13 protein-coding genes and 2 pseudogenes are annotated in these 16,286 nt (G+C 58.1%); 6 read left to right on the top strand and 9 right to left on the bottom strand.

What is annotated here, in order from left to right; all coding sequences use genetic code 11:
- Positions 1 to 174 precede the first annotated feature (174 nt).
- A complete protein-coding gene (locus AQ981_RS02725) occupies positions 175 to 999 on the top strand; it encodes a GntR family transcriptional regulator (RefSeq protein ID WP_058910201.1) in 825 nt (274 codons plus the stop codon).
- A 260-nt stretch (positions 1,000 to 1,259) separates the two neighbouring features.
- Positions 1,260 to 2,210, top strand: coding sequence for a transaldolase (tal, locus tag AQ981_RS02720; RefSeq protein WP_058910200.1), 951 nt, complete (start codon positions 1,260 to 1,262; stop codon positions 2,208 to 2,210).
- A gap of 76 nt (positions 2,211 to 2,286) precedes the next feature.
- Here tal and AQ981_RS02715 read toward each other — a convergent pair whose 3' ends face one another.
- The gene (locus AQ981_RS02715) at positions 2,287 to 6,978 is read right to left on the bottom strand and encodes an ATP-dependent helicase (protein ID WP_058910199.1); all 4,692 of its coding nucleotides are present in this window, start codon (positions 6,976 to 6,978) and stop codon (positions 2,287 to 2,289) included.
- 415 nt (positions 6,979 to 7,393) lie between these two features.
- On the opposite strand from AQ981_RS02715, the gene AQ981_RS02710 reads away from it, so the two are divergent.
- Positions 7,394 to 7,765, top strand: coding sequence for a VOC family protein (locus tag AQ981_RS02710; RefSeq protein ID WP_058910198.1), 372 nt, complete (start codon positions 7,394 to 7,396; stop codon positions 7,763 to 7,765).
- Positions 7,766 to 7,823: 58 nt separating this feature from the next.
- Here the strand turns inward: AQ981_RS02710 and bla are convergent, their stop codons facing one another.
- Together bla and AQ981_RS02700 are read right to left on the bottom strand one after the other, a co-directional pair.
- Positions 7,824 to 8,711, bottom strand: coding sequence for a class A beta-lactamase (gene bla / locus AQ981_RS02705; protein WP_058910197.1), 888 nt, complete (start codon positions 8,709 to 8,711; stop codon positions 7,824 to 7,826).
- A gap of 136 nt (positions 8,712 to 8,847) precedes the next feature.
- A complete protein-coding gene (locus AQ981_RS02700; RefSeq protein ID WP_058910196.1) occupies positions 8,848 to 10,167 on the bottom strand; it encodes an MFS transporter in 1,320 nt (439 codons plus the stop codon).
- A 387-nt stretch (positions 10,168 to 10,554) separates the two neighbouring features.
- Here AQ981_RS02700 and AQ981_RS02695 point away from each other — a divergent pair, with 387 nt between their 5' ends.
- Positions 10,555 to 11,355, top strand: a complete 801-nt coding sequence (locus AQ981_RS02695) for a YdcF family protein (protein ID WP_058910195.1) — start codon at positions 10,555 to 10,557, stop codon at positions 11,353 to 11,355.
- Between the two features lie 93 nt (positions 11,356 to 11,448).
- Here the strand turns inward: AQ981_RS02695 and AQ981_RS02690 are convergent.
- From AQ981_RS02690 to AQ981_RS27985, 4 genes and pseudogenes are all read right to left on the bottom strand, one after another.
- A pseudogene (locus AQ981_RS02690) lies at positions 11,449 to 11,833 on the bottom strand (MFS transporter); the annotation flags it as partial.
- Positions 11,830 to 12,006, bottom strand: a pseudogene (locus AQ981_RS02685) (oxidoreductase); the annotation flags it as partial. The pseudogenes AQ981_RS02690 and AQ981_RS02685, both read right to left, overlap by 4 nt.
- A gap of 14 nt (positions 12,007 to 12,020) precedes the next feature.
- Entirely contained in the window at positions 12,021 to 12,665 is a 645-nt protein-coding gene (locus tag AQ981_RS02680; RefSeq protein ID WP_249226253.1) for an MDR/zinc-dependent alcohol dehydrogenase-like family protein, read from the bottom strand.
- Positions 12,666 to 12,728: 63 nt separating this feature from the next.
- A complete protein-coding gene (locus AQ981_RS27985; protein ID WP_249226252.1) occupies positions 12,729 to 12,989 on the bottom strand; it encodes an alcohol dehydrogenase catalytic domain-containing protein in 261 nt (86 codons plus the stop codon).
- Positions 12,990 to 13,129: 140 nt separating this feature from the next.
- Here AQ981_RS27985 and AQ981_RS02675 point away from each other — a divergent pair, with 140 nt between their 5' ends.
- Complete coding sequence (locus tag AQ981_RS02675) at positions 13,130 to 14,014, top strand: LysR family transcriptional regulator (protein ID WP_058910192.1); 885 nt, start codon at positions 13,130 to 13,132, stop codon at positions 14,012 to 14,014.
- A gap of 43 nt (positions 14,015 to 14,057) precedes the next feature.
- On the opposite strand, the gene gap is transcribed toward AQ981_RS02675, so the two are convergent.
- On the bottom strand, positions 14,058 to 15,059 hold the full coding sequence (gap, locus tag AQ981_RS02670) for a type I glyceraldehyde-3-phosphate dehydrogenase (RefSeq protein WP_058910191.1): 1,002 nt from the start codon (positions 15,057 to 15,059) through the stop codon (positions 14,058 to 14,060).
- Positions 15,060 to 15,232: 173 nt separating this feature from the next.
- Here gap and cybB point away from each other — a divergent pair, with 173 nt between their 5' ends.
- Complete coding sequence (cybB, locus tag AQ981_RS02665) at positions 15,233 to 15,769, top strand: cytochrome b561 (RefSeq protein WP_058910190.1); 537 nt, start codon at positions 15,233 to 15,235, stop codon at positions 15,767 to 15,769.
- 174 nt (positions 15,770 to 15,943) lie between these two features.
- Here the strand turns inward: cybB and AQ981_RS02660 are convergent, their stop codons facing one another.
- Complete coding sequence (locus tag AQ981_RS02660; protein WP_058910189.1) at positions 15,944 to 16,207, bottom strand: PAAR domain-containing protein; 264 nt, start codon at positions 16,205 to 16,207, stop codon at positions 15,944 to 15,946.
- Positions 16,208 to 16,286 lie beyond the last annotated feature (79 nt).

Raw genomic sequence — 16,286 nt, 5'->3', positions numbered from 1 at the left:
CGTATAACCAGCAGCCTCCTGATATGGCTTGCAGCCCTGACGCAGTATCAATCAACCCACCCCTCACAATATTAAGACCATGGCCGTATCTGCACGGTATAGCCGATATCAGCATATGGCAGGCCTGCTTATTGTATGATACATTTGCCACAGACCATAGAGAGGGGCTGGCTAATGGATACCGGGCTGTTTATCAAAGACAATTTCCGCTTCAGCGCTGATGCCGCAACCTCGATGTATTCTCAACTGGCGGCGTTTATTCGCCACCAGATCAAACTTGGGGTATTCAGTCCCCATGACCGAATGATCACCGAAAATGAGTTATGCGAACTGCTGAATATCAGCCGCACCACTGTGCGGCAGGCGATGAATGAATTACTTGAAGAAGGATTAATTGTCCGCCAGCGCGGCAAAGGATCCTTTATTGCCGATAAGAAGATTAATCGCAAACTGAACTCGCTGTACCATTTTTCCGACAGTATGCGCGAGCTGGGGGTCAATCCACACTCCGTGGTTCTGCAGTGCGACGTCATTGATGCCGATGATGATATCGCCGCGAAACTGAACCTGCCGCAATCGCAGCGTAAGGTATTTATCCTGCGGCGCATCCGCTTTGGCGACGACACCCCGCTGCTGATTGAAACAACCTGTATTCCCTACAATTTGTGCCCGGGCATTGAGCACACCAGTTTTGAGACCCACTCGCTGTACGAAACGTTGAAAAGTCAGTTTGGTCTCGATATTGTGCACGCCACCGAAAATCTTGAAGCGATCATCATCAGCGATGCCGACGCCCGGCATTTGCAGTGCGCCGACAGGATAACGGTGGGTTACCGGATCGATCGCATTTCCTATCTGGATAACGGTTTCGTTTTTGAATACACCACCTCTGTGACCCGCGCCGATAAGTGCAGTTTCCGCATTGATCTGTTCAGCGCCGGTTCGCATGCCAGCCGGCTGCGGGTCGGTTTTTCGCGTGAACTTAACGCCCGCGACTGACAAGTCTCTTTAGCCCGATTTTCTCTGATAATGTCCGTTTACTGATATTTATCACACGGTGGTTTTCCGGACGCGCGCTATTCTTGACAGCCTTTTGTTAATGCATAGTATGTATCATACAAATAAGACAAAGGAATTGTTACGTCATGATACCCGCCAGTAACACATCTTAAATCCCCCTGCGGAACCAGTCTGTAGACAGCGTAATTGCCACTAAAACCAGTAATAGATTCTCACCGCAGGATGACACGGAGTAGGTTATGAGTCAGTTAGAGGAATTAAAGAAATACACCACAGTAGTTGCCGATAGCGGCGATCTACAATCTATCCAGATTTATTCTCCGCAGGACGCCACCACCAACCCATCATTAATTCTCCAGGCTTCCGGGCTGCCGCAGTATAAGCATCTGGTGGATGAGGCGGTGAATTATGCCAGGGAGCAGGGCGGGGATAAACATACTCAGTTGATCAATGCCAGCGATGCCCTGGCGGTCAATATTGGCGCGGAAATTCTGAAACATATTCCGGGACGTATTTCTACTGAGGTGGATGCGCGTCTGTCGTTTGACCGCGGTCTCTGTGTCTGCAAGGCCCGGAAACTGGTCAATCGCTACAGCAAAAAGGGCATTGATAAATCGCGCATCCTGATCAAGCTTGCCGCCACCTGGGAGGGGATTCAGGCGGCGGAGGAGCTGGAGAGAGAGGGGATCAATTGTAACCTGACGCTGCTGTTTTCTTTTGCTCAGGCCCGCGCCTGCGCGGATGCCGGGGTGTACCTGATTTCGCCGTTTGTCGGTCGGATTACCGACTGGTACCAGAAAAACGCTCCAGCGGCGGAATATCATCCCGACAGCGATCCCGGCGTGGCGTCGGTACGGAAAATTTATGAGTTCTATAAGACCTGTGGTTACGAAACGATCGTGATGGGCGCCAGCTTCCGACGCCGGGAGCAAATTCTGGCGCTGGCGGGATGCGATCGCCTGACGATTGCCCCCCGTCTGCTGGATGAGCTGGAGAAAAGCGATCAACCGGTGGAGCGCCGCCTGGCGCCCGGCGATACCAGAGAGTACCGGCCAGAGCGCTTAACCCAGGCCGAATTCCGCTGGATGCATAATGAAGATGCGATGGCGAACGAGAAACTGGCGGAAGGGATCCGTCTGTTCGCCCGCGATCAGGAAAAATTAGAGGCGATGCTCAGCGAATTGCTGTAATGCCGCTCTGCCGGCAGGAAGATGGCGGCATGTTGTCGCACTCATCCGCCGCCTGCCGGCATTCAGTCCTGAATCGTTAACCCCAGTCCAGCCCGCGCGGCGAGCTGGAAAAACCCGCTTCGCGCAGCAGAGTAAACCAGTCAGTCTGGCGTACCGGAGTATCATTGATCTCTTGTAAGGTAAAACGCAGCCCGGGTTCACGGCGTAGCGTATCGGCCAGCGCCCGAAAGGTCTCCGCCGTTGGCGTCGGTTGTTGTTCCGCCCAGATCAGCATTTTTTTCCCGCCCTGGGCCAGGTAAAGCATAAGCTTCCCGCCGCATAGAACGACAAAGGCGCCGTGACGCCGGGTGGGCGCCAGCGATGCGCTATGCGCTGGCCACGGCAAATGCGCTCCCCAGGGATTGGCCGGATCGCTGACCGACAGCCCGACCGGGGTGAAGGCTGGTTTGTTGACCTCAGGTGCCGCGAGGGCGCGCAGCCGATCGATGGTGAAGCGATCGGCAAACTGAGCGCCTCCCATCCCTTCGACAAAGCGCCCGCGTAAGATGCGTCCGGCATCCTCCATGCGCCGGCAGACGGCCTGGATTGCCGGAAAGCCTCCCGGCAGGTTTTCCGCCATCACCGCCCGCCGGCTGATAAGGCCATAGCGGTCAAGCATATTGTCGGCCTGCGCCAGCAGACGCTCGGTATCATTCAGCGGCTCAGCGTGCAATAGCGACCAGCGTCCGGCCAGCGGCGGGGTGTTCCAGGAGACGGGTAACGATGCCGGAGCGGAACGGTAAGAGAGTGCCGGGCGCCCGCGGCGCAGACGGGAAGGCCGTCGCGACGACTGGCGCTGCGCCGGGCCGGAACGCGCCAGGGCGCGCAGCGGCGCCCAGATATCGCTGGTGATATATCCCTGCCACACCAGTCCCCACAGTGCGTCATGCAGCGCTTGCGGGGTCAGTACATCCTCATCGCCAGGGTGACGGCGTCCTGCCATCAACTGTACACTGATCTGTTGGGCAAACCAGGCGCCGCCGCCGGCAAGCAGCGCAATAATCGCCTGTTGTATTTCGCTCAGGGCGCTGATATCGCTGCCCGGAGCGGCAAGCGTTTCCGCCGAATATTCCTGCAGATGCAGGGCCACCAGACCATCATCCTCGCCGAGTTTTTTTTCTCCTGACCAGACCACCGCTCCGGTCGCCAGCAGTTCGTCCAGCATATCCGGCGTGTAATTACGCACCCGGGCCGGAAAGATCTGGTTTTCCCACAGCGATGCCGGTAACGCCAGGCCCGCCAGTTGCTCAATAACGCGCATAACCCCGTCCACGCCCTCAAAAACGCCGACCGGAGCAGCGGTATGGCGTGCCGGGCTACCATCCGAACCGGGAAGCAGTCCCTGACGTTCGAGGAGCAGGCGGGCATAAGTGTTGGCAGGGACCGGGCGGGTGGCCTCTCTTGCCGCCTGTAGCGAGCGCAGCCGCAGGCGCCGGAAGACCTCTTCGCCCACCCAGGTCGAAGACGCGGGCTGGCCGGCGTTCTGTACGCCGGTTTGCCCGGGGCGCAGGCGCATCACCAGACTCTGTTCCCGTAACTGGCTGAGGAACTCTTCAGCCACGGCGACGCCGAGGCCGAATTCACCGGCAATTCGATCGGCGGTAAACAGCGTATGGGTCGCGATATAGCGCAGGAACAGATCTTTGAGCGGCGTCGCGACCCGATGCAGGTATACATCGGGCAGGTCTGCCGGTAGCCGCACGCCCAGCGCATCGCGCAGTCGCGCCGCATCATCCATACAGGCCAGCCGTTTGCCCCCGGCGACGGTAAGCGGAAAAATACGTCTGGCGCCGCTCAGGGCTTCAATCCAGGCGTTAACTTCGCTGCGGCTCGCCGCATGCCGTTCGGCAATATCCTCCGCGCTCATCGGGCCCAGTTCGCGCAGCAGATCGAATACTCCTTCCTGACCTTTCGCCTTTCTGCCAGGGACGCGCCGCTGCAGCTCATCCTCCATCAGACGCACGATCGTCGTATCGAGCACTTCATCGGGATCCGCCTGGCCGAGCAGGTTGCCCAGTAGTTCGCTGTCCAGCGCCAGTACCGAGGCCCGGCGTTCGGCCAGCGGCGCATCAGACTCGTAGAGAAATTCGGCCACATAGCCGAAAAGCAGGCTGGCGGCGAAAGGGGACGGCGTGGCGGTAGTGACTTCAGAAATCTGGATCTCGCCGCTGTTGAGACGGCGCATGAGTTTGTCGAGGGCGCCGAGATCGTAGACATCCTGCAGGCACTCCCTTGCGGTTTCGAGAATCACCGGAAAATCCGCATAGCCGCGGGCGATCTCCAGCAACTGACCGGCCCGCAACCGCTGCTGCCAGAGCGGGGATCGGTGTCCCGGCGTGCGTCCCGGCATTAACAGCGCCCGGGCGGCGCACTCCCGGAAGCGCGCCGCGAAAAGGGCGGAATTGCCGACGGTTTCCCGGACAATGTGGCTGAGCTTTTCCGGCTCAAAAAGAAAAATCGCCGCATCCGGTAGCTTACCCTCGGTATCCGGAAGCCGGGCGACAATTCCATCATCGCTGGCCACCACCGATGCGTCGGCTCCCCATTGGGCCTGAAAACGCCCGGCGATCGCCAGCGCCCAGGGTTCGTGCACCCGGCGGCCATAGGGTGAATGGAGAATGATCCGCCAGTCGCCCACTTCGTCGCGACAGCGTTCCAGCACCAGATGGCGGCTGCCGGGCAGTATGCCGGTGGCGTTCTTTTGTTCCTCGACCAGCCCGCGGATATTAAGCAGGGCATTATCACTGGTTGCGTCGTCTGAGAAGCCGGGCAACTGTGGATGGGCGAAGAAACTGCCGTCCGCCAGGCGATGCATAAAGTCGCCGATCAACTCCCCCAGCTCAGCCGGTCGTCCGCTGCCTTCTCCGCGCCAGAACGGTAACCTGGCGGAACGTCCCGGCGCCGGGGTGACAATCACCTGGTCGCGGGTGATTTGCTGAATACGCCACGACGATGCGCCGAGAGTGATGATGTCGTTGACCCGGGACTCATACACCATCTCCTCATCAAGTTCCCCGACGCGCCGGGAGCCGGCCTGTTCTTCTCCTTCCGGCAGCAGTACGCTGAACATTCCCCGGTCCGGGATGGTGCCGCCGCTGGTCACCGCCAGACGCTGGGCGCCGGGGCGGGCCGTGAGCTGACCGGTTTCCCGGTTCCATATCAGCCGCGGTCGGAAGGCGGCAAAATCGCCGCCCGGGTAGCGCCCGGCCAGCATATCCAGGGTGGCGTCAAACACGCTGCGCGCCAGTTCGCGCCACGGCGCCGCCCGCCGCACGGTGGTATACCATTGATCAATATTCAGCGCGTCCATCGCCACCGCGGCAACGGTTTGCTGGGCCAGAACATCCAGCGGATTGCGCGGCGGCGTCACGGTTTCAAGTTTCCCGGAAAGCATGCATTCGATGATCACGCTGGAATCAATCAGTTCCCGCCGGGTGCGCGGATAAAACAGCCCCTTTGATACACCGCCCACCTGGTGCCCGGCGCGCCCAATTCGCTGCAGCCCGCTGGCCACAGAAAGGGGCGCCGCCACCTGAATCACCAGATCGACCGCCCCCATATCAATGCCCAGTTCAAGGCTGGAAGTGGCCACCACGCAGCGCAGTTCCCCCGATTTCAGCGCCTGTTCAGTGATAGCCCGTTGCTCTTTGGAAACCGAGCCATGGTGCGAACGGGCGATAAACAGCGGGGTATCCTGGGCGCGGTTACCGGTTCCCCCGGAGGAAGAGACATAATGCGCGGTGTCGGCCTGCGCCGCAGGAACATGTTGCAGGCGGGAGATATACAGCTCATTGAGCCGGGCGGTGAGTTTTTCGGCAAGCCCGCGGGAGTTAGTGAAGACAATGGTTGAACGGTGGCTGAGGACCTGGTCGAGGATACCAGATTCAATGTGCGGCCAGATTGACCCTTCGCGGCCGGTGGCACTGGATTCGCCGTCGGTGACTGATGATACGGCGTCCAGGTTGGCGACCGGCACGACGATACGGATATCAGGATGGCGAATCGCCGGCGGATTGACCACGGTAACCGGGCGATCGCCGCCGAGAAATAGCGCGACGTCGTCTACCGAGCGGACGGTGGCGGACAGGCCAATGCGCTGCGCCGGTTTATGGAGCAGTATATCCAGCCGCTCAAGGCTGAGGGCGAGATGCGCGCCCCGTTTATTGCCGGCCACGGCATGTACCTCGTCAATGATGACCGTCTCCACGCCGCGTAATGTCTCCCGGGCGCGGGAGGTGAGCATCAGATACAGCGATTCGGGGGTGGTGATTAAGATATCCGGCGGATGGCGGGTGAGCATCGCCCGCTCCCGGACTGGCGTATCGCCGGTACGCATCCCGACCCGAATAGCGACTTCGGGATCGCCGCGCTGTTGTCGCTGCTGGCTTATCCCCTGGAGCGGAACCTGCAGGTTGCGCTGAACATCGCTGCCGAGGGCTTTCAGCGGCGAAATATACACAATGCGCGTGGTGCGGGGCTGGCTGGCCGGGGTGCCTGGCGGCGTGGTTTCCGCTTCGCGAAACAACTGGTCGAGCGCGTACAGAAAGGCGGCCAGGGTTTTACCCGAGCCGGTGGGAGCGATGACCAGCGCATGTTCGCCGGCGCCGGTCACTGACCATGTCTGAGACTGAACCGGCGTCGGCTGGCGAAATGCGCCGCGAAACCAGTCGCGGGTGGCCGGTGAAAAAATGTCCGGCATGGCCGGGGGCGGTACGTTTTTCTGTGACATTTTCTCTGTTCTGTTCGCTGCGGCGCCCGGTCTGTTACGCAGGATGTCAGCCCGGAAGCGGCGCGGTTTCTACGGCCCGACAGCACCGATATCTGCCATCAGCAGGTTTCCATCGTGTAACCGGGCCATTCTTGATTGCCGTCACCGGGTAAAATCACGATGTAGTATAGAGTTATAGATGAAACGCGCGTCGCTGAATATCCGTCCCGGGCATTTGCCCGCTGCCGTAGGTTCCCGGCACGCGTCGCGTTTTTACAACATATCGCGCGACCCGGGCGCAATATTGATACTGGTCAAAAATACAGTATTTAGCGGAGGGCGCTGACTGTGTTCCCGGTCCGGCTGGGGAGGGAGCCAGTCGCAGGCCAGTGCTGTTCGCCATATTGTCGGCAACCGTAAATAAGGAATCTATGGAATGAAATATAACGCTGCGGTTTGGTTTGAGATCTATGTTGATGACATTGAACGCGCCACACGTTTTTATGAAGCCATTCTCGGTGTGGAACTTGTCCGGCTGCCGGAAAGCCAGGGGATTTATATGATGTTTCCTTACCAGCAGGGCAAAGAGGGCGCGGGCGGTGCACTGGTGAAGTGTGACTATGGCGTGCCTGGAGCGACGGGGACGCGGGTGCATCTCTCCTGCGCGGACTGCGCCGTGCCGGTCAGTCGAACCGAGGAAAACGGCGGTCGGGTCATCTCCCCGAAGATATCGATTGGTGAGAACGGCTTTGCCGCTGTGATTGAGGATACCGAAGGGAATATTGTCGGACTGCATAGCATGGGTTAATGGCGCCCCGGGACAGGGAAGCGTGTCTGCCTTGCCCCGGGAGTAACCGGCTGGCCGGTTATTTTTTCTGCAGTTCCGCCACGGCGATACGGGTGGCGGCGGCGATGATGTCATTGTTTATCGGCGAATTTTGCTGCTCCCGGGTGTAATAGATGCTCACCACCAGAGGGCCGCCCTGCTCAGGCCAGATAACGGCGATATCATTAGTGGTGCCGTAGTCGCCAGCCCCGGTTTTATCCGCTACTGTCCAGGTGGAGGGTACCCCGGCCTGGATGCGTCTGGCGCCGGTGGTATTGCCCTTCATCCATGTTACCAGTTGGCTCCGCTGGGTTTCACCCAACGCGTTGCCCAGCGCCAGTTTTTGCAGGCTATGGCTCATTGCTGCCGGTGTGGTGGTGTCGCGTTCATCGCCCGGTATTGCACTGTTTAATTCAGTTTCCCGGCGGTCGAGACGGAAAGTGTTATCGCCGATGCTGCGGGCGAATTCATTGACTTTGTCAATGCCGCCCAGGGCGTCGACCATCAAATTAACTGCGGTGTTGTCACTGTACTGCAGAGCCGCGGCGCTCAGTTCCGCCAGTGTCATGCCCTCGCTGAGATGCTTTTCGGTGACCGGTGACCAGTTGACAATATCGCTATGCGAGTAATGGATGCGCTGGTTGAGGAAGTCGGGGGCGCTCTCGCTGCGTTTTAGCAGCGCCGATGCCGCGATAGTCTTGAAGGTACTGCAGAAAGGAAAACGTTCGTCAGCCCGCCAGGCCACCGTTTTACCGCTGGCGGTATCAATGGCGTAGACGCCAAGGCGCCCGCCCGCCGCGCTTTCCAGCGCCTGCAGTTGTTGCTGCGCGCCATCAGTAGCGGCGTGGCTGGCAACCGCCATCATCATTAACGGAACAGATAATAGTACGCCCAGCGCCTGACGCCGGGAGAAAGAAGCCGTTTTCATAACAGAATTCCACAGGGTAGGGGAATTCAGTATATCCGTTATTTTCTGGTATGTTACGTCAGTTTAATCCGATCCCGGCGGTAAAAAAAATCGGGCAGCCGCAACAGGCTGCCCGATGTTAAGTCGTCGACAAGGATTACAGCGCGTCAGGCTGGCCGGCTATGGCATGTTTGCGCGCGCTGCGGCTGGCGAGGAAGATTGCCAGCAGCGAGATGGCGACGGTCACCCCCAGGTACCAGGCGACCGGTGTCCAGTCTCCGCCAGAGCTGGCCAGCAAACCGGTGGCGATCAGCGGCGCAGTCCCCCCTGCCAGCGCGGCGCCGAGCTGGTAGCCCAGGGTGATGCCGGTATAGCGGACGCTGGCGTGGAAGATTTCAGAACACAGTGTGCCGAGAACCGCGGTGATCGGCGCCCAGAGAATACCAAAGGCGATCACCGTGGCGGCGACAATTCCCCAGGTAGTGCCGGTATCCAGCAGCATAAACCACGGTACGATAAACATCCCCAGCAGCACGACGCTGACCGCGTACATACGCTGGCGGCCTATTTTGTCGGACAGCAGCCCCATCAACGGGATCATCAGGGTCGCCACCAGCGCGCCAAGCGTCACCGCCTCCAGCGCCTGGGATTTGGCATACTGTAGGTTGTTGGTGGCGTAGCTCACCACAAATGTCGAGAAGATATAGAATGGCGCGGTTTCAACCACTTTCAGCCCGGCGGCGATCAGCACTTCGCGCCAGTGGTGCGTCAGGGTGGTTTTCAGCGGCGTTTTACTGATCTGACCGCTGCGCTTCACCTGCTGGAAGTCCGGCGTCTCATCAATATCTTTACGAATCCACAACCCCAGCAGCACCAGTACAGCGCTCAGCAGGAAAGGGATACGCCAGCCCCAGGTAAGGAACTGCTCTTCGCTGAACAGCGTCATTAACGACACAATAAATGTCGCCATCAGCATACCGATAGTGACGCCGGCCTGGGGAATACTGCCGAATAACCCTTTACGCTTCGCCGGCGCATATTCATAGGCCAGCAGCAGCGCGCCGCCCCATTCGCCGCCGATGCCGATACCCTGGATAACGCGCATCAGGATCAGCAGACAGGGGGCCCAGATACCGATCGAATCATAGCCCGGCAGCAGGCCGATCATCACGGTTGCACCTCCCATCAGTGAAAGGGTGAGTACCAGGGTTTTTTTACGACCGATGCGATCGCCGATATGGGCGAAAATCACCCCGCCAATCGGGCGAATAAAGAAGGTCAGAGAGAACGAAAGATAGGAGAGGATCAAACCAATCAGCGGGTCGACCATCGGAAAGAAGACTTTGTTAAACACCAGTGCGGCGGCGGTACCATAGAGAAAATAGTCAAACCATTCAATGGAGCTGCCGGTCAGACTGGCTATCAGTACTTTTTTATTTTTACGGAGAATCGCGGTGCTACTTTCTTGTGTCGTCATCACAGATCATTCCTCGCCACGTTAAAGCTATACCAGGTGCTACCCGCCGGCAGGAAGGTGCAACCTTGCACAACAGAAAGGTTGATAAATTGTTAATCAAACTATGGTGAGATGTTGCATTTGGCAAGCGACACGAAGGGAAAATTGCCCGGTACTGGTTGATTTAGCCAGGTGGATATGCCGAAAATGCACAACATAATGGAACAATATGCGAACAGAAAAACAACATTCAGAATGCTGTGCAGGTGCAACCCGACGATTTTTGGCGCATTCTTGTTATTTCATTCAGATGACAAATTCATCGGTTTGCGGCAATGTAAATGCAACGCATTATCTTTTAAAAATGGTGTCTACAGGAAATCGAATCCATGCGGGAGTATAAAACTAATGACAACCCCTGAGTCCACCCTGACAGCGCAAGAGCTGGCTGCCGCCAACACACTGGGAGATTGGCTGGCACAGGACGACACCGATGGCGCGCCGGCCGCCTGCGGAGCCGATTTGCTGATTGTAGCCGGTAACGCCGTTATCCCGGTGATCGATGCCGCCTGTCGGCTGGCGTCGGAAAGCCAGTTCCCGGTGTTGATTACCGGCGGCATCGGCCATTCGACGGAATATCTTTATCAGGCCGTCGCGGCTCATCCCCGTTACCAGTCGATCCCCTGTGAGGGGCGCCCGGAAGCGGAAATTATTGCCGATATCGCGATTCATTACTGGCAACTGCCGGCCGGCCGTATTCTGTGTGAAACCACCTCCACCAACTGTGGCGAAAATGCCTGCTTTACCCGCGAACTGTTGCTGGAGCAGGGGATCTGCCCGCGCCATCCGCTGGTGATTCAGGATCCGACCATGCAGCGCCGTATGATGGCGACCTTTGCCCGGGCGTGGCGTGACGGGCCGGGAAACCCGGAGTGGCTGAGTTATCCGGGGCTGGTACCAAGTCTGGAACAGCGCGACGGCGTACTGCATTTCGTGACCGGCGATGAGGGCATGTGGTCAGTGGACAGGTATCTGTCGCTGCTACTTGGCGAGATCCCGCGACTGCGCGATGACGCCAGCGGTTACGGGCCGGACGGAAAAGATTATATCGCCCATGTCGATATTCCGGATGCTATCGAAGCGGCGTGGTGCTGTCTGGCGAGCGCGCCGGGTCTGGCGGCGACGATTAGTCATCGGGCGACGGTATAAGGGCCGGGCGTGAACAGGAAAAGCGCCGCCCCGGGGAAGGCGTGCGGTTCCCGGAACGGCGTGGCGTCATCGCGACGCCAGTACCCAATTCAGTTATGCGGCTGCACTCTTCAGCGAGATACGCTGTAGCGGCCCTGGCACAAACAGATATGACGTCAGGCCGATGAATAGACAGGATGGCATAGTCAAAGGAGCCGGTTTTCGACAGAATCACACCAATCACCAGCGGCGTGACGATGCTTGCCAGATTGCCGCACATATTGAACACCCCGCCGGCGATGCCGGGGATCTCTTTCGGTGAAGTGTCGCTCAGTACGCACCAGCCGAGATTACCGAACCCTTTGGCAAAGAAGGCCCGACTCATGGCGCCGATCACCAGCGCTTCCGACGCGGTATAGTTGGCGATCTCAATGGTGCAGGAAAGCAGCATACCGCAAATAATCGGCAGTTTACGGGCGATAGTCAGGCTATAGCCGCGGTGGCGTCGACAATCACCAGACCGCCGAGACCCCGGGCCAGCCCGGCATAGTGATGGCGGTGCCAGTCATTGGCCATGCCGTCGGTGGCGGAAGACTGGCACATTGGCGGAATAGCGATGCGGTTGCGCAGTGTGGCGTCTTTGAGTGAAAAAGGCGTAAACAGGGCTGACATCGCATTCCTCTGCGCTAGTTGAATAGCGCGATCATTTTCCCGGAAAAATTGCGTGCTTTCAGGCGGGTGAGCGAGTGGTTGAGCTGTTCAAAGGGGGTCTCAACCAGCGATTCTCCCGACAGGGAGCCATCGGCGAGCCACGTTAACAGCGTTTCTCCGTGGTGGGTCAGGTGCTGCCAGTCGCGATCGTCGCCCCAGCTATGCAGCGCGCCGAGCGCCACTTCATGCAGTGAAAACGCCTGGGCAAACGGCGGGTTGGGCCAATGCTGCGCACGTCCCTGAATGGCGACAAAATGACCATTGGCGCGCAGTTGCCGGCACAACCAGTCACAGCGTTCATCGCTGACGGCATCGACGATGGCGTAATAGCGATCCGCCACCGGCCAGGGCGCCTGGCGATCTTCGGGTTCCGCCAGGGCGCGGGTCGCGCCGAGCGTCTCAAGCCGCCCGGCGTGGCGTGGATGGCTCAGGGTATGCACCACAAAACCACGCTGTGCCGCGAGCTGGACCAGGTAATGGCCGACCGAACCGCCGGCGCCGCTGATCAGAATGGTTTCTCCCGGGCGGGTGGGGATTTTTTCCAGCGCCTGCCAGGCGGTCAGGCCCGGACACGGGAAAGCCGCAGCTTGGTCAGCGCCCAGCGCGTCCGGTATGCGCATCAGTACGCTGGCGCGCAGCGGCGTATATTCCGCAAAACTGCCGTGGCGCTGCAGGCTCTGATGCTAGGCAACGCGCTGGCCCAGCCAGTCGGCGCTGACGCCGCTGCCGATGACCACGACGGTGCCTGCGCCGTCGACGCCCGGCACTTGCCCACTCTTGATGTTCAGCAGTTTCCAGTCCACCGGGTTGAGGCCGATCGCCTGATTACGGATCAATACCTCTCCGGCCTGCGGTTGGGACAGCGGCCGCTGTTCCAGTTTCATGCCTTCAGGGAGCTGACCGCTGTGCCAGATCCAGGCGCGATATGTCTCAGGTAGTGACATTATTCCTCCACAATGACGTCCGACGTGATGATTGGGCGGTGAAAATTTCGTGATCAGAGTAGGCTGGTCAGAGCATAATGAAAATCGCCAATAGATTATGTCTGGCATAATATTTCGTTATGATTTAACTGGAGCGTCCGATGTATAACCCGCACTGGCTGCGTTCGTTCGCCGCGCTGGTGGAGACCAGCAGTTTTACCCGCGCCGCGGAGCGGCTGGAAATTACCCAGGCGGCGGTTAGCCAGCATATCCGTTACCTGGAGAATCAGCTTGGCGTGCTGTTAACCCGCCGCGGGCGACAATTGGATCTCACCCCGGCGGGTAAAGCGCTGTTGAGTTATTGCCAGGAGCTGGAACAGGCGGATAAACGTCTGGCCCTGAAGCTTTCCGGAGAGCATACCGAAAGCGGCGAAGTGAGCATTATCACCCCCGGCAGCACCGGACTGATGATTTTTCCTTATCTGCTGGAAAGAATGGCTCGGGTGCCCGGTCTGGTGATTCGTCACCGTTTCGCCCCCGACAGTGAAGTGATTGAAGCGGTCGCCCAGAATCAGTATGAGGTCGGTATTGCCACTCGTCGGCCGGACGATCCGCGGCTTGGCGCCAGCCAGTTTGTCCGCGAGCCGCTGGAGCTGGTGGTACCTGCCGGCCAGTCCGGCTGTGAGTGGGCGCAGCTGGAAACGCTGGGGTTTATCGATCACCCGGACGGTCGGGATATGGCGACCCGTCTGCTGAGCCGGCGTTTTCCGGATAACCCGGGCATTCGTCATCTGCCGGTTTCCGGGTATACCAATCAGGTGGGGCTGATTCTGGATTTCGTTGCCGCCGGGCATGGATTTACCGTGTTGCCGCGTTATGCCCGCCAGGCTTTTGCGCGTCAGCAGGAGATCGATGTGGTGGATTGCGGCCAGAGCGTGGTGGATACCCTGTGGCTGATTCAGCGCGCAGAGTGGCCGTTGAGCGCGCGGGCGCAGCATACAGTGGACTATTTACGGGCTATTGTGCGCAATGAGGCGGCGGTGTAGGAGCGCAAAGCGGGAGAGGGGTCTCTCCCGGCGAATTTATCATTCAAAGTTTGCGGTATTTTTCCAGCACCCGTACCAGTTGGGTGACAAAGCCATATTCGTTATCGTACCAGGCGACGGTTTTCACCAGTTGCAGGTCGCCCACCTCAGTAATTTCGGTCTGGGTGGCGTCAAACACCGAGCCGAACTGAGAGCCAATCACGTCCGACGAGACAATGTCTTCATCGGTATAGCCAAAAGATTCGTTGTTTGCGGTGGCTTTTTGCAACGCGGCATTGACTTCATCGGCAGTGACTTTCTTATTGAGAATGGACACCAGCTCGGTAACCGAACCGGTTTTTACCGGCACGCGCTGGGCATGGCCCTTCAGTTTGCCATTCAGCGCCGGGATCACCAGGCCAATGGCTTTTGCCGCTCCGGTCGTGTGGGGGATGATGTTTTCCGCCGCTGCGCGGGAGGCGCGCAGATCTTTGCCGCGCGGGCCGTCAACCAGCGCCTGGGTACCGGTATAAGCGTGGATGGTGGTCATGGTGCCGACCTGAATACCAAAACTGTCGTGCAGCGCTTTGGCCATCGGCGCCAGGCAGTTAGTGGTGCAGGAGGCGACTGAAATCACCGTATCTTTTGTGTCCAGAGTATCGTCATTGACCCGATAGACAATGGTTTTCATATCGCCCGCCGGGGCGGAGATCAGCACTTTTTTCGCGCCGGCATCCAGATGGGCCTGGGATTTCTCTGCTGACGTATAGAAACCGGTACATTCCACGACAATCTCCACGCCCGTCTGTCCCCAGGGGATATTTCGGGCGTCTTTCTCGGCGTAGACGGCAATTTTTTTACCATCGACGATCAGCGCGTCGTCGGTGTAATCCACGCTCCATTTAAAGGGACCGTAGTTGGAGTCGTGCTTCAGCAGGTAAGCCAGCACTCTGGGGGAGGTTAAATCGTTAATCGCGATAACCTCGCTATCGCTGGACACTTCCAGCAGGCGGCGCAAGACCAGACGGCCAATGCGTCCAAAGCCATTAATACCTATCTTTTTCATCAGATTATCCCTCGGTTACAGTCAGTTTTGAGTTTATTGAGTCTTTCTAAGTCTTAGTAGAAGAGTGGCGGGGTGGCAAACAGTCTTATCGGGCTATTTATTGATTTTCTTAATGTGTGATTAATATGTTATGCGTTAATGTATTGTTTGATTTCACCTACCTGGGGTCTGTTATGGGTAATAAATTCGCGCCATTACAAATCACGCTCCACTGGCTGGTTTTTATCCTGATCGTGGCGGCTTACTGTGCGATGGAGCTGCGCGGACTGGCGCCCACGGGCTGGCGACCCTGGTTTAATATTACCCATATCACCTGTGGATTGAGTGTGCTGGTGTTGATGATTGCCCGGCTGGCGCTGCGCCTCAAATACCGGACCCCTGAGATTGTGCCGCGTTTGTCGCCGATGATGACCGGGCTGGCTCATCTTGGCCATACCGCGCTGTATCTACTGTTTATTGCGCTGCCGCTGCTGGGTTTTTTTATCCAGTACTACCGTGGGCGTGAATGGGGCGTATTCGGTGTCGCGATGCCGTTTGCCAGTGTCGCGGATGAGGATTTACGCGAGACGTTGACCTCCTGGCACGAGTTACTGGCGAATGCCGGTTATTTTGTTATTGGCCTGCACGCTCTGGCGGCGCTGTTGCACCACTACTACTGGCGTGATAATACACTGCTGCGCATGATGCCGGGTAAGCGCGGGCGCGAGTGAGAGTGATTTGCACATTTCAGGAGGCGGCTGGCAGAGTAGTTGCGGCATGGGAGGATTCAGGACAGGATGCTCTTGCTACTTTCTGGGGTTTGGGCTGTTTTAATAGGCTGGTGGAAAAATAGCCATGGACGGAGGATCACCACATCATTCAGGCTTGATATGGTGAGTCAGGCGTCATTCACCCAGCGACAGACCAATCTGGCTTGCGATCAGGCTGGCACCGCAGCTGGTTTTATCTCCATCGCGGGCGACATTTTTGCCATCAACGCTGAATCCGCTACCGTGACCAACAATTACCGTGGCACCGTGTTTTGGGCATACAACGCTATCCCCCTCGCAGGCCACCATCAGCCCCTGGCTTTTTAACCCTGAGCAGGCAGTGATCACTACGCCGCCATGGTCGGTTTTATCACCCAGTACAATTAATGGTTTTGCCATAAGGTTTTTTCCTGTTGATTTAAATAGGGTAATTTGAAAACAACAACCTCGGGAATGAGATAAACAGCAGGCACTTTTT

This window comes from Entomohabitans teleogrylli (genome assembly GCF_001484765.1).
Lineage (GTDB): Bacteria > Pseudomonadota > Gammaproteobacteria > Enterobacterales > Enterobacteriaceae > Entomohabitans > Entomohabitans teleogrylli.
The sequence above is the reverse complement of the archived record's forward strand: the minus strand, read 5'-3'. Positions and strand labels throughout refer to the sequence as shown.